Raw genomic sequence first — 14,774 nt, 5'->3', positions numbered from 1 at the left:
TAAGCGATTAATATTTATATTCAAAATGATAGCTACCTGAGCCTATTTCTTCTTTTTTATCGGTTTTTGGCAATATTACGGTAGCGGTTGCATTAGCTGGCACAGTTACATCCAGCTTAAAAACACCATCTGCAATCGTCCAGGATGACTTAACTATACCATACACTGTTTCCAGTTCTGCTGAGGCATTGGTTAATTTCCCGCCAGGTCTTGGTGCAATTAAAATGGTTTTGTAACCTGGTTGTGCTGATACCGGATTAATACCGGCAATATTTTTATACATCCAATCGCCAATGGCTCCGTAAGCATAGTGGTTAAAAGAATTCATATCTGCCGTTTGGAAAGAGCCATCCTGTTTAATGCCATCCCAACGCTCCCAAATGGTGGTTGCCCCCGTTTTAACAGGATATAACCATGAAGGATAACTTTCTTGCAGTAATAAATCGTAAGCTACATTTTCGTGCCCAAAACGGCTCAATACATGGCAAAGATATGGTGTGCCCAAAAAACCTGTAGTAAGGTGGTTTCCATAATCTTTTACATTGTCTACCAATCTTTGTGCGGCCTGTGCGCGTAAGTTTTCAGGCAGCATATCAAATTGTAATGCCAATACATATGCAGTTTGGGTGTTAGAGATCAATTTTCCACTCGGCGTCATATTTTCTTTGATATAAGCCGCTTTAATTTGCTCCAATAGTGAGCTATACTTGGTTACATCATCTGTTTTACCCAATACCTTTGCGGCATTTATAAGCAATTGCGTAGAATGCGCATAAAATGTTTGGGCGATCATGTACTTATCCGTCACTGCTGCACGGCCATCGTTATCATCATTAGGACGGTAGAACAACCAATCGCCAAAGTGGAAACCTGTGTTCCAAAGATTATTTTTTGCTACGGATGAAATATAATCGACCCACTTTTTCATACTGCCGTATTGCGTTTCCAAAATACCTTTATCTCCGTACGATACATACATGTCCCAGGGGATAATAGTGGCTACATCGGCCCAGCCCGCAGAACCCGCATCATTTTGGTTCAGCACATTTGGTACTACAAAAGGAACACTACCGTTAGGAAGCTGATCTGCAGAAACATCTTTTAGCCATTTGGTAAAAAAACCCGATACATCCATGTTATATGCCGCTGTTGTGGCAAATGCCTGGGCATCGCCTGTCCAGCCTAAACGTTCATCTCTTTGCGGACAATCGGTAGGTACATCAACAAAATTCCCCTTCTGTCCCCAACTAATATTGTGTTGCAATTGATTGAGCAAAGGATTTGAAGTAGTAAATTTTCCACTGGTTTTCATATCCGAATAAACAGCTACTGCAGTAAGATTTCCCAGTTTCAGTTCACCAGGGAATCCATCTATTTTTACATACCGAAACCCCTGGAAAGAAAAATGTGGCTCGAATACCTGTTCGGTTTCACCTTTTAAAATATAATTGTTCTGTTGCTTGGCCGATCTGAGGTTTGTGGTATAAAAATTCCCTTCTTTGGTTAATACTTCAGCATGGCTGATGCTAATTTTTGTACCTGCCGCACCCTTGGCTTTTAACATTACCCAACCTACTAAATTCTGTCCAAAATCGACAACGGTTTCACCTTTTGGGGTTTTAAATACTTTTAAAGCTTTAAATGTTTCGTGTTTGCTTACCTGCGGTCCGCTCATCCCAACCAGTTTTTCTGGCCCCTTGGCCAGTTCCTGCACAGGTTTCCAGCTAGCGTTTTCTTTATAGCCAATATTATTCCATCCACGCAGTTCTAATCGGGCATCGTAGGTTTCACCATCGTAAATATTGGAAGCGAGTATAGGTCCATAAGCTGTTTTCCAGCTGTTGTCGCTTATAATGGCTTCTCTTGTTCCATCAGTATATTCCACTTCCAATTGCAGTAATAATGCCCTGGTATCGCCATAAAAATGTTTTTGATTACTAAACCCAATACGTCCTTTGTACCAGCCATCGCCAAGTGAAACACCAATTACGTTGGAGCCCTTCTTTAGTGATTTTTTGATGTCGTAAACCTGATATTGAATATGATCTTTATAACTTGTCCAGCCTGGTGCAAAATAAGCATCGCTAACACGCTCGCCGTTAATATTGGCCTCATACAAACCCTTAGCAGTAATATAAGCCGTTGCAGTCCTAACTTTTTTTTTCAGGTTAATTTCTTTTCTGAACATAGGACTGGCCAGCGAAGTATCCTTTCCTTCTACCGAGATCCATTTTGCAGCCCAATCCTCAGGTTTTAAACCTGTTTGAAAAAACTGAACGGGCGACCACTTAGAGGTGTTACCATGATTGTCTTTTACCCTAACCTGCCAATAATATTTAGTTTTCGACGATAGTTGAGGACCATCATAGGCAATCAGTACTGATTGATCGTTGTTTACGTTTGCTTTCCATAAAACTTTATCAATACTAGCTGATGTACCCAATCTAATTTCGAAGTTACTTTGCTTGGTATTTTTGATATCCGAAATAATTTTCCAGCTAAATCTGGGTTTTGGATTGTCAATACTAAAAGGATTTACTAAATGCTCAACAGTTAAATCTTTTACTGAGATTTTCTGTGCGAATATTTGCGTGGTGAATGAAAACAGCAAGGCAATAGTTAATATTACACTTGAGGTACGGGAAATCTTGTTCATAAATGGCTAGCCTTAATTTTTTAATCTTAACAATACGATATTCAGCAATATTATTCAACCAACCATCCTGCACTGTTATGATAATTAAACGTCAACATAACGCAAATAAACAAACAATCACCTATAATTCAGTTACTTAAAAAAAATAAAGATTACCGATTCATTAATCTGGCAACATATTTACCGATGATATCGAACTCTAAATTTACGGTATCGCCAACTTCAACTTCCTGTAAATTGGTATGTTCGAAAGTATAAGGGATGATAAATACCGAAAACTCGTCGGCCTCAGAATTTACAACGGTTAGGCTAATGCCATTTACACAAGCAGAGCCCTTTTCTACCGTTACATTTCCAGCCGAAGCATCATATTTAAAGCGGTATTCCCAGCTGCCATCCAGTTCTTCACGTTTCACACAAATGGCAGTCTGGTCTACGTGGCCCTGCACGATATGTCCGTCCAGACGGGCATTCATCTGCATGCAGCGTTCAAGGTTAATTTTACTACCTACTTTTAAACCATCAAGATTGGTTTTGTTCAAGGTTTCATCTATTGCCGTAACGGTATGTGTTCCATCATTTAAGGCTACCACTGTGAGGCACACCCCATTATGAGCTACACTTTGGTCGATTTTCAACTCGTGGCTAATTGCAGAAGAGATGGTAAAGTGGATATTGGTATGATCGTTTTTAATGGCGGTAACCACGCCAAGTGTTTCTATAATTCCAGTGAACATTTATAATCTAATTTTATTATTTTACATCGTCATTCCCGCGCAGGCGGGAATCTTAACTCCCCATACAATCCTACCGAGGCATTACGATTCCCAATCAAGTTGGGAATGACGATCGCGCTAATCTATTCTCTAATATTTCAATCTATTTTTTCTCCAATCAGAGGTCTTTTTAACCAGGCTATCGCCCAGCTTCACATCCTTCTTCTCAAACAACTTTGCCGCAATTACCGCTGCAATTAGGGCTTCTGTTTCGTCGTGTACCTTTAAACTTTCGGGTTTAAAGTGTTTGCCTACAAAATTCGTGTCGAAATTACCCGTTTTAAAAGCCTGGTGCTGCATTACAAATTTACCAAAACCCAAAGTAGTTTCTATCCCCGTAATATCATATTCTTCAATAGCCCTCACCATGCGCTCAATGGCCTCCGCCCTATCTTTGCCATAAGTAATCAGTTTGGCTATCATCGGGTCGTAATAAATAGGGATTTCCATATCTTGCTCAAATCCATCATCAACCCTTACTCCATTTCCTTTGGGCGTGCTATAAGTTAGTAAAGTACCAATATCAGGTAGAAAATTATTGGCTGGATCTTCGGCATAAACGCGAAGTTCTACGGCATGTCCATTGATTTTTAAATCTTCTTGGGTAAAGCTCAGCTTTTCGCCAGCGGCGATTTTTAGCTGTTCTTTTACCAGATCTACGCCAGTAATTAATTCGGTTACGGGATGTTCTACCTGCAATCGGGTATTCATTTCCAGGAAAAAGAAATCGAGGTTCTCATCCAAAATAAATTCCACCGTACCGGCTCCTGTGTAATTTACCGAACGGGCTACATCTACTGCGCACTTGCCCATCCGTTGCCTTATTTCTTCAGTTAAAACAGAAGAAGGTGCTTCTTCTACCACTTTCTGGTGACGCCGCTGTACAGAACATTCACGTTCAAAAAGATGAACAATATTGCCATGGGTATCGCCCAAAACCTGTATTTCGATATGTCTTGGCGAAGTAACATAACGTTCGATAAAAACAGCCCCATCGCCAAAAGCCGATGTAGCCTCGCTTACCGCTAGCTGCATCTGCTCTTCAAAATCTTCAGCCCGTTCTACAATACGCATACCCTTACCCCCGCCACCTGCAGCTGCTTTGATCAAAATCGGAAAGCCAACTTCGATAGCACGCTGTTTTGCTTCGTTTACGTCCTGTATGGCTTCTTCCGTTCCTGGTACCATTGGGATGTTATATTTTAGCGCTGCTGCCTTTGCCGAGAGTTTATTGCCCATTGTTTCCATCGCTGCTGGCGAAGGCCCAACCAAAATCAACCCGGCATCAGCAACTTTTTGTGCAAAACCTGCATTTTCAGATAAAAAACCATAGCCTGGATGAATGGCCTCTGCGCCGGTTAATTTACAGGCTTCGATAATCTTCTCTCCTACCAGATAACTTTGGTTAGATGGGGCTGGCCCAATACAAACCGCCTCATCGGCGTAACGTACATGCAGTGCATTACGATCTGCTTCAGAAAAAACTGCAACTGTTTTAATTCCCATTTCTTTCGCCGAGCGCATAATGCGCAAAGCAATTTCGCCACGGTTAGCAACTAAAAGTTTGGAGATTGGAGTTAGGAGGTTGGAGTTGTTAGACATTTTGGCTAGACTTTATGTAAATGCAGATTGTAAATAAACTATCTGACTATTGAACATGAACTATAAAACTATTGACTTCGGACTCCCGACTTCGGACCTCCAACTATACTTACAAATGTAATATTATTTCAATTGCCTGATCGATCATTTCTGCACTCAGATCCAAATGGGTAACCAAACGGATCGTGCTCGCGCTAGTGGTATTGCAATGCAGGCCTTTTTCTTTCAAATGTTGCACAATTTTCTCTGCCGATCCCTTTTCTACTTCGAAAATAACAATGTTGGTTTCAACCGGCATTACCGATTTTACATATTTTGCAGTTGCTAAAGCATTAGCTAATGCCTGTGCATGAGCATGATCGTCTTTTAAGCGTGTTACATGATGATCGAGTGCATAGATACCCGCAGCTGCTAAAAACCCTGCCTGGCGCATACCCCCACCAAAAGCTTTTCTGATCTTCCGTGCTTTATGGATCATTTGTTTGCTGCCCAACAGCACTGAACCAACAGGTGAACCAAGTCCTTTAGATAGGCAAACCGAAATCCCATCAAAATATTTACCGTACTCGCTCGCCTGATCGCCTGTGGCTACAAGCGCATTAAAAATACGCGCACCATCTAAATGCAGTTTCAATCCTTTTATATTACATAAATGATGAATCGGCGCAATCTGTGATAAGGTATAACAGCTTCCTCCACCTTTATTTACTGTATTTTCTAAAACAACTAAACTCGAATTGGGATAGTGGATATTATCTTCGTTTATTTCTGGCTCAATAAGCTCTGGTGTCAAGATACCGCGTTCACCATACAACAACCTTACCGATGCGCCTGAGTGATAGGCAATACCCCCAATTTCGTAGCGGTAAACGTGTGCGGTCTGATCGCAGATCACCTCATCCATAGGCTGGGTAAAATACTTAATTGCAATCTGGTTGGTCATCGTTCCGGATGGGCAAAATAATCCTGCTTCCATGTTAAAGGTCGAAGCCAGTTTTGTTTCCAATGCATGTACCGTTTCGTCTTCACCAAAAACGTCGTCGCCCACTTTTGCATTCATCATGGCATCCAACATTCCGGCGGTTGGTTTGGTTACCGTATCACTCCTGAAATCTAAAAATCTGTTGTTCATTTCGCTATCTGGTTGTAAAATACTGTTGACGTTTAAAAAAAAGACCAATGCCTTTTCTGGTATAATTTTAAGGTTTTTCGGCGATTAAACGCCTTATATAGTGTATTTTTTACACACTTAATTTTTAACAACAACAAATTGTTAAAAAATTATTAAAAAAAAGGATACAAAATATAAGACTTTTTATACTTTTATCTTGCTAAAACCAAAAATAAATAAAATGATAGTAATTGCAGACGGCGGATCTACCAAAACAAATTGGTGTTTGATTAACGAGGCCGGCAGAAAAATTTACTTTAACACCGAAGGTTACAATCCATATTTTTCAAAAGGAGAATACATTGTAAAGTCTTTGAATGACACTCTTCCAGACCACTTGGAAAGAGAGAAATTAACAGCAGTTTATTACTACGGTGCCGGCTGTTCTACACCTGCAAATGTTAAGATTGTGGCTGATGCCATGCAACAGATCTTTACCAATGCAACCATTTTTGTAGGCCATGATTTACTTGCTTCATCTAGAGCACTTCTTGGAAACGAGCCAGGATTTGCTGCTATTTTAGGTACAGGTACAAACTCATGTCTTTACGATGGATCTGAAATTACCATGAACATCGATTCATTGGGTTATTTCTTAGGTGATGAAGGTAGCGGTTCGTACATTGGTAAACGTATTTTGAGCGATTACATGAAAGGTTACATGCCGAAAGGCTTACGTGAAGCTTTTTACGATAATTATGCTTTAACCAACGAAGATATTTTCGATAACATTTATAATAAGCCATTGCCAAACCGTTTCTGCGCAAGCTTTAGTAAGTTCTTATACGATTTTAAAGATAACTACGAGGATTATGCTTTTACTACCATTGATTATGCTTTTACCGCATTTTTCGAAGCTTTGGTCATTCACTACCCTAACTACAAAGACCACAAATTAAACTGTGTAGGTTCTGTAGGTTATAGTTTCCGTGATATTTTAAGTATTGTAGCCGACCGTTACGAAATGGGCGTGGGTAAAATTATCCGTTCTCCTATAGATGATTTGGTTCATTACCACTTGGAGCTGGCTCCTAAGGCTTAGTCTTAAGTCCTAAATCTGGAGTCTTTAGTCCGGAGTCAAATTATAATTACAACAAAAAATCCCCGATTTGAAATTTCAAATCGGGGATTTTTATATCTATTCTAGACGAATCTTGTCTCTTCATTGTCTCAAATCTAGTATCTCAGATCTTTAAAAAGAAATCTCTTTACCAAAAAGTTTCGCGTACTTACGTTTATCAAAACGGTATAAAGTAGCAGCACGGTAAGACACACCTTTTTGTTTTTCATCAAGTTCTTTCAACACGCCAAAACTCACAATCTTTTTTCTAAAGTTCCTTTTATCGAGTTTTTTACCCAGCACCAGTTCATAAACATGCTGCAATTGCGTTAAAGTAAATTTCTCTGGCAAGAGTTCGAAGGCAATTGGCTGGTGTTTGATCCGGCGTTTTATTTTTTCTAATCCTTTATCGTAAATTTTCTGGTGATCGAAAGCCAGTTTAGGCAGATCGGTAATCGGCAACCAGTTGGCTCGCTTGGCATAGCTACTGATTGGCCTAAGCTCTTTATCTCCGCCCAAACGGATCAAAGCATAATAAGCCAAAGTAATTACCCTACCCTGCGGGTGCCTATGCGGATCGCCAAAAGCATAATACTGCTCCATGTAAATACCACGCAAACCAGTAAGTTCGTACAAAATCCGGGAGGCTGATTGATCTAAACTTTCATCAGGGCCAACAATGTTACCGGGCAATGCCCACCAATCTTTAAATGGTTCTTCATTCCTTTCAATGAGCAGGATTTTTAATTCCTTACCATCAAATCCAAACAAAACGCAATCTATCGAGAATACAGAATCTAAATGAGGTAAAATTTGTTCCAAAGTAAAATTTAGTTATTTTAAGCAGATAAAGGTATGACTTTCAATATTAAGTAAAAAAAATAAAATAAATTACTTAGTGTAAAAAATACACACTATATTCGTGTTATAAAGATGGAGCCAAATATAAAAAATATAGCTGTACTAACTTCTGGAGGCGATGCCCCTGGAATGAATGCTGCAATCAGAGCTGTTGTTCGTACTGGAATTTACCATGGCATTAACATGTTTGGTGTAATGCAAGGTTACCAAGGTTTAATTACCGACAACATAAAACCAATGGATGCCCGTTCTGTAAGTAATATTTTACACTTGGGTGGTACCATATTAAAAACTGCGCGCTGTTTAGAGTTTAAAACAGACGAAGGTCAACAGATTGCCTACAATAACTTAAAGAAAAATGGTATTGATGGACTGGTGGTAATCGGGGGTGACGGAACATTCACAGGAGCGAAACGCTTTTCAGAAACCTTTGGCGTTAAGGTAATCGGTATACCGGGTACTATTGATAACGACTTAGTTGGATCTGATTTCACTTTAGGTTACGATACTGCTATTAACACCGTAATCGAGGCGATCGATAAAATCAGAGATACTGCCGATGCGCACGACCGGTTATTCTTTGTAGAAGTAATGGGCCGCGATTCTGGATGTATTGCATTAAGAAGTTCGATTGCCAGTGGTGCCGAAGCTGTTTTATTACCTGAAAAGGAAACCAGCGTTAACGAATTGATTACTAAACTGGCCTTAGGTGCAGCTACAAAAAAATCATCAAGCATCGTTATCGTGGCCGAAGGTCATAAACAAGGCGGTGCTTACGATATTGCTAAAAAGGTAAAAGAAACTTTTGATCATTACGACACCAAAGTAACCATACTTGGCCACCTTCAACGGGGTGGTAGCCCGAGCAGTTTCGACAGAATTTTGGGCAGTCGTTTAGGTTTTGCCGCAGTAAATGCGTTAATTGCAGGCGAAACGGAGCAAATGGTAGGTTTAAAAGGAAACGAAATAAAATTAACCAGCATAAGAGAAGCTTTAACCGCTCATTCCTTTAAACTCGAGCCCGATTTAATGGAAATGACAGAGGTACTTTCAATATAATATGGTAGCAGTTGTTTATAGCGGATCGAAAACAGCATTTTGGAAAATAACGCAAAATGGACATGTAGTAGCACATTGCAATACTACGGGCTTAAACCCCTGCTTTGTTGATCCAAAAACGATCTTACAGATTTTAAACAAAAAAGTTGCTTTGGTTAACAATGCAGAAAACATAAAGAAAATTTATTTTTTTGCAGCTGGGGCATCATCAGCAGACAGAAAAGAAGAATTGGCCAAAACCCTTTCGTCGTTTTTCAAATACAGTAAAATTGTAGTAGAAAATGATTTATTTGGCGCCGCTAAAGCGGCCTGTTATGATCAACCCGGAATTGTTGGCATGCTGGGAAGTGGTGCACATTGCGCCTACTTCGACGGAAAAAAACCAATAAGCAACAACTTTGGATTAGGTTATATATTGGGTGATGAAGGTTCTTCGAATTACTTTGGAAAAATACTCCTTAAAGAATTTCTAAGCCTTAAAATGCCTAAAGATATTGAAACCAAATTCATGCTGAATTACAATTTAGACCGCCCTCAAATATTAGAACGTATTTACAATAAGCCACATGCTAATATATTTTTAACCTCTTTTTTTGATTTCATTACGCAAAACAGCAAACACGAATACATCCGTAAGCTGATTGATGAGGGCTTTGAAAAATATATCGAAACTTATGTTTTGCCAATGACCGAAAAATACAGCGATCGGGATGTACATATTGTAGGCAAAGTAGCTGCAGAGCTCGAAGACCGATTAAAGCTTGTAGCTGGTAAATACGACATCACAATTAAAAGCATTATTAAAGAACCAATACAAAATTTATTAAAACATTACATTAATTAACAGAACAATGAGCAAAATTGGAATAAACGGCTTTGGCCGTATTGGCAGACTGGTTTTCAGAGCCGCATTAAAAAGAGGATTGGATATTGTAGCGATCAATGATTTGATCGAGCCTGATTATATGGCATACATGTTAAAATATGATACTACACATGGCAAATTTGATGGCACTATTGAAGTTGTTGATGGTAATTTAGTTGTTAATGGCAAAACAATCCGTGTAACTGCAGAAAGAAATCCAGCTGATTTAAAATGGGACGCTGTAGGTGTTGAAGTAGTAATCGAATCTACAGGTTTATTCTTAACCCGTGCTGATGCTGAAAAACACATCGCTGCTGGCGCTAAAAAAGTAGTTTTCTCTGCTCCTGCTAAAGATGACGATATCCCTACTTATGTAATGGGTGTTAACCACCATAAATTAACTGCAGATCAAACTATTGTTTCTAATGCATCTTGTACTACAAACTGTTTAGCACCAATAGCTAAAGTTTTAAACGATAACTTCGGTATTGTTGAAGGTTTAATGAGCACAATCCACGCGGTAACTGCAACTCAAAAAACAGTCGATGGCCCTTCGGCTAAAGACTGGAGAGGTGGCCGTGGTGGTTTCTCTAACATAATCCCTTCTTCTACAGGTGCTGCTAAAGCAGTTGGAATGGTTTTACCTGAATTAAAAGGTAAACTAACCGGTATGTCTTTCCGTGTACCTGTTGCTGATGTTTCTGTAGTAGATTTAACTGCACGTTTAGAAAAACCAGCTACTTATGAGCAAATTAAAGCAGCTATGAAAGCAGCTTCTGAAGGCGAATTAAAAGGCGTGTTGGCTTATACTGAAGACGAAGTTGTTTCTTCTGACTTTATCGGTGATGATCACGCTTCGATTTTTGACGCTAAAGCTGGTATCTCATTGAACGATAATTTCGTTAAAGTGGTATCTTGGTACGATAACGAATGGGGATATTCTTCTGCATTAGCTAAATTTGTAGAATATTACGCAAGTTTGTAACAAAAAAGTACTTTAAGCGCTTTACAAGGCTATATAAAAGGCAACATTATTCATTTAATGTTGCCTTTTTATTTTAAACACAATTTTCACCTATAAAATTCAATTTCAAAACCATATGTAAAATTATTTTTATTCAATTTTCACGTCAAAAATTCACTTAATATCTTACAAAAACCAAAAAATCACCAATAAATTTTATAAAATCGAATTTTTACTAAGAATTAAACAAACGTTTGACTAAATCGCACCATAAATTGACAATATTTAACAATTAATTAACATATTTTTCTACTATATTTGCATCACAGTCGTTTTAAACACCAAAATCTCTTACAAAAGGGTCGGTAAATAAAAAATGACAAAAAAAATACTTAAATTTTTCTTAGTGTATTTTTTACACTATCAAATTTTTTACTATATTTGTAGAGTAATAAACGGAACGATGTTTATCACCACTAAAAAAGATAAATCATTTTCTTGAAGCGCTTCGGTTCTGATAGAAGATTAAAGACAAAGCCTGGCTCATAACAGGTTTATATTTGGTTAGAAAAAAGAGACAAGTCTGGATAGATTGTCTCTTTTCTTATTTAAGGGGAAATTGAAACTAAATCCATTGTCCCGCAGAGAACTTATCAGTTTTACACAAACATAGGAGCGCGATGAAAGTCCGCAAGAGATCGTCTTTTCGAGCGGAGTGCAACGCAGCCGAGAAATCTATCATAGACCTCTCCATTTCGCCACGCTTCAGTCGATATGACGACCATTCTATTTCTATATTCAAATATTATTCAAAATAACACATCAAATTTCAACAATCAATTCTTTATCATAACCGTTATACCTTTCACTAATATACCCATGTGGATTACAGATTATTTCAGTTTGACCTACTTTGTATCTTACAGGGGTATGAACATGACCGTGTATCCAGTAACCAGGTTTGTATTTCATCATGATATACTCAAGATCTGATGCATAAGCTGATGCGACAGGATCATTTTTATATTCCTGAGGTATAGATCTTATACTTGGGGCATGATGGCTGATAACCACATTTTTATCAGATTTTGATTCCGCTAAACTTTTCTCAAGCCATTTTTTAGAAATCTGATGGATTTTATACGTATCGATTGTTCTTAATTTTGAATATGAAGGATCTCTTCTAATCACCCGGTAATCATTCATTTTACCCTGACAAATCATACCATATTCTATGGGGTTTCCAAATAAGGAGAAATCTGTCCATAAAGTTGTTCCATGAAATCTTATTCCATCGAATTCAATACTTTCATTCTCCAGAACGCTAACATTCGAACCTCTTGAAGCTTCTATTATTTTATGGAGCGTGTTAGGATATGTTCCTTTATAATATTCATGATTACCTAAAACGTAAATTACAGGCTTACTGGGAATGGTTTCTTTAATCCATTCGATACCTTTTGTTCCTAAATTGATGTCACCTGCTAAAATTATCAAATCGGCATTTCTGAAGTTTAATTCAGAAAGCCCAAATTCCTGGTGCAAATCACTTATGATCTGTATTTTCATTAAAAAATATTTATCATTCTGCAGCGTATAACAACTTAATTATCCTTTTCTCTGAGTATCAAATAACCAGATCCTGTTATCAAACCAAATACGATAATTGATTCGATATGCAAAAGAGGCAATTGATAAGATATCCTCCAAGAAGGAGAGACACAATCTCTTTGTAAGCCGCTAAGCCATAATATTATATTACTAATAAATGTTATGGTTAATATCAATAACCCAAAACTTAAACGCCAATACCTCGCCTTCTGGAAATAGACTAACCAAAGACTTTGTGTGGAAGATAAATATACCAATAGAGAAAAAACTGCCGGGAACCAATATGGTCCTGTAAAGCGATTTACGAGTGCATACTGAACATAGTTTCCACTAAACCAATCAGATAATAAAATTACAGGAATCTCCAAGAAATACACAATACCCACAACCCTAATCAGCCAAATAATGGAGATATCAAATTTGCTGATAAATTCAGTTTTTCTAAAGAAGAATAGCCCAACACTCCAACAAGCATAAATAAGCATTTGTTCTTGCAAAATGTAGCTTGGCAAAACAGAAGAAAGTATTTAATGAGGATTAAAATTTAGATTACACAAATTAAGTCATTTATTTAGTATTGATATACAAGTATTTAAACTACCTCAATCCCCAACTGTTTATAGGACTCCAAGATCGTATTACCTGAATCGGTTTCGGTAATGATCACATCTACATCAGTAACCGGGCAAACATAATAGGGTTCCACGGTATTTATTTTTTCGAGTGCCGAGAGCGCAATGGTTTTCTGTGCCTGGTTAATCATGATGTTGTTCAACTGGGCATCTTCATATATAATGGAGGTAATGCCCATGCTATGGTGCAAACTACAGATACCAAGCATACAAATATCGGCCCTGACCTTTCTAAAAGTATCAATAGTTTCTTGCCCCATGGTGGTAAATGCAGTTTTATGCAATCTTCCGCCAGCAAATATCACTTCGGCATTGGGGTGGTCTTCCAAAATATTGGCAACCGGAAAGCTATTGGTAATGATGGTGATTTTTAAATCTTTAGGCAACGCTGCAGCCAATGCAACTACAGAGGTACCACCATCAAAAAATACTACCTGACCATCTTTCAAAAACTGTAAGGCTTTATTTGCAATAACCTGTTTGTGCTGCTGATTGTACTTTTCCCTATCTCGGTAGTGCTGTGGAATAGGTGAATGAGAAATTGCACCACCCCTAACCGCCCTGAGCAACCCTTGCATATCAAGTTCCTTAATATCACGACGTACAGTATCTTCTGATACATTCAGCAATGAACTTAACTTATCCAACCGTACCTTATTATCTTTTTCCAGGGTATTTATAATGATCTGTAGACGCTCTTCTTTCACCATATTACTGCAATATATTGCAAATATATAAATTTATCAGGATTAAAATTTGCAATTTATTGCAATATTAAATATTTTTGTTGCAAAATATAGCAAATCATGAGAAAAACAATAGGCATTGACATGGACGGCGTTCTCGCCGATATAGAAGATCATATACTCCAGACATACCAGGAAGAAACAGGTATTTCCCTTGCCCGCAATGATATAAAAGGCAAATCGGAAGAAGAACTTTTTCCGGATAGGGCAATGGTAATGAAGATTTGCAACAGAGCAGGCTTTTTCAGGAACCTTCCTGTTATGGAGGGCGCAGTTGAAGCCGTAAAAAAAATAATGGAAGACTACGAGATCTATATCGTTTCGGCCGCTATGGAATTTCCCTTATCGCTCTTCGAAAAACGCGAATGGCTTGCGGAGCATTTTCCTTTTATCGGCTGGAGGAACATTATCTTTTGTGGCGATAAAAGCATTATAGATACCGATTATTTGATTGATGACCATTGCAAAAACCTCGATTTCTGCAAAGGAAAACCCTTAATGTTTACAGCATTTCACAATGTAGAGAAAGACCATCATCAAAGGATAAATCACTGGAATGAGGTATCAGGTTTATTAAAGGAGCTGGAAGAAGCAAATCTTACGGTGGTGTAGTTAATATTTAGCCCCTTTTTATTGCTTACCGGGTGCTTTAAAAAGAAAATGTAGATAGTCCACCCAAATAAAGAACAGCCAAGAAAAAAAGGGTGTAGCCTCTGGCTACACCCTCTATCTAAATTAACGCTCTCAACTAAAAGTTGATATAAGGCTCTC

General features: G+C 38.2%; 13 protein-coding genes. 5 read left to right on the top strand and 8 right to left on the bottom strand.

The features are described 5' to 3' along the window. Window positions 1-7 precede the first annotated feature (7 nt). The 4 genes from EZ456_RS02510 to EZ456_RS02495 all read right to left on the bottom strand — a co-directional run bounded on the left by EZ456_RS02510 (window position 8) and on the right by EZ456_RS02495 (window position 6,166). Window positions 8-2,656 carry a glycoside hydrolase family 78 protein gene (locus EZ456_RS02510; protein WP_131527022.1) on the bottom strand — a complete coding sequence of 883 codons (2,649 nt, stop codon included), beginning with the start codon at window positions 2,654-2,656 and terminating at the stop codon, window positions 8-10. Between the two features lie 152 nt (window positions 2,657-2,808). Continuing rightward, complete coding sequence (locus tag EZ456_RS02505) at window positions 2,809-3,393, bottom strand: riboflavin synthase (protein WP_131527020.1); 585 nt, start codon at window positions 3,391-3,393, stop codon at window positions 2,809-2,811. Between the two features lie 129 nt (window positions 3,394-3,522). Then, complete coding sequence (gene accC / locus EZ456_RS02500; RefSeq protein WP_131527018.1) at window positions 3,523-5,034, bottom strand: acetyl-CoA carboxylase biotin carboxylase subunit; 1,512 nt, start codon at window positions 5,032-5,034, stop codon at window positions 3,523-3,525. 109 nt (window positions 5,035-5,143) lie between these two features. Then, the gene (locus tag EZ456_RS02495; protein ID WP_131527016.1) at window positions 5,144-6,166 is read right to left on the bottom strand and encodes a threonine aldolase family protein; all 1,023 of its coding nucleotides are present in this window, start codon (window positions 6,164-6,166) and stop codon (window positions 5,144-5,146) included. Between the two features lie 220 nt (window positions 6,167-6,386). Between EZ456_RS02495 and EZ456_RS02490 the strand changes: the two genes are divergently transcribed. After that, window positions 6,387-7,247 (top strand): N-acetylglucosamine kinase, encoded by an 861-nt coding sequence (locus EZ456_RS02490; RefSeq protein WP_131527014.1) that lies wholly within the window; start codon window positions 6,387-6,389, stop codon window positions 7,245-7,247. Window positions 7,248-7,397: 150 nt separating this feature from the next. Here EZ456_RS02490 and EZ456_RS02485 read toward each other — a convergent pair whose 3' ends face one another. Next, complete coding sequence (locus EZ456_RS02485; RefSeq protein ID WP_086545040.1) at window positions 7,398-8,087, bottom strand: NUDIX hydrolase; 690 nt, start codon at window positions 8,085-8,087, stop codon at window positions 7,398-7,400. A 111-nt stretch (window positions 8,088-8,198) separates the two neighbouring features. On the opposite strand from EZ456_RS02485, the gene pfkA reads away from it, so the two are divergent. Genes pfkA through gap form a run of 3 tightly spaced genes read left to right on the top strand, consistent with a single transcriptional unit; the run spans window position 8,199 to window position 11,035 of the window. Beyond that, on the top strand, window positions 8,199-9,185 hold the full coding sequence (gene pfkA / locus EZ456_RS02480; RefSeq protein ID WP_131527012.1) for a 6-phosphofructokinase: 987 nt from the start codon (window positions 8,199-8,201) through the stop codon (window positions 9,183-9,185). Window position 9,186: 1 nt separating this feature from the next. Continuing rightward, window positions 9,187-10,029: a hypothetical protein gene (locus EZ456_RS02475; protein ID WP_131527010.1), complete on the top strand. Its 843-nt coding sequence runs from the start codon at window positions 9,187-9,189 to the stop codon at window positions 10,027-10,029. Window positions 10,030-10,036: 7 nt separating this feature from the next. Beyond that, window positions 10,037-11,035, top strand: coding sequence for a type I glyceraldehyde-3-phosphate dehydrogenase (gene gap / locus EZ456_RS02470; protein ID WP_131527008.1), 999 nt, complete (start codon window positions 10,037-10,039; stop codon window positions 11,033-11,035). Window positions 11,036-11,836: 801 nt separating this feature from the next. On the opposite strand, the gene EZ456_RS02465 is transcribed toward gap, so the two are convergent. The 3 genes from EZ456_RS02465 to EZ456_RS02460 form a co-directional block, all read right to left on the bottom strand. Then, on the bottom strand, window positions 11,837-12,583 hold the full coding sequence (locus tag EZ456_RS02465; RefSeq protein ID WP_131527006.1) for a metallophosphoesterase: 747 nt from the start codon (window positions 12,581-12,583) through the stop codon (window positions 11,837-11,839). A gap of 35 nt (window positions 12,584-12,618) precedes the next feature. Beyond that, on the bottom strand, window positions 12,619-13,137 hold the full coding sequence (locus EZ456_RS25235) for a hypothetical protein (RefSeq protein ID WP_205945011.1): 519 nt from the start codon (window positions 13,135-13,137) through the stop codon (window positions 12,619-12,621). A gap of 80 nt (window positions 13,138-13,217) precedes the next feature. Then, complete coding sequence (locus tag EZ456_RS02460) at window positions 13,218-13,967, bottom strand: DeoR/GlpR family DNA-binding transcription regulator (RefSeq protein ID WP_131527004.1); 750 nt, start codon at window positions 13,965-13,967, stop codon at window positions 13,218-13,220. A 96-nt stretch (window positions 13,968-14,063) separates the two neighbouring features. On the opposite strand from EZ456_RS02460, the gene EZ456_RS02455 reads away from it, so the two are divergent. Beyond that, window positions 14,064-14,615: a 5' nucleotidase, NT5C type gene (locus tag EZ456_RS02455; protein ID WP_131527002.1), complete on the top strand. Its 552-nt coding sequence runs from the start codon at window positions 14,064-14,066 to the stop codon at window positions 14,613-14,615. Window positions 14,616-14,774 lie beyond the last annotated feature (159 nt).

The organism is Pedobacter psychrodurus (genome assembly GCF_004331735.1).
Taxonomy (GTDB): Bacteria; Bacteroidota; Bacteroidia; order Sphingobacteriales; family Sphingobacteriaceae; genus Pedobacter; species Pedobacter psychrodurus.
The sequence above is the reverse complement of the archived record's forward strand: the minus strand, read 5'-3'. Positions and strand labels throughout refer to the sequence as shown.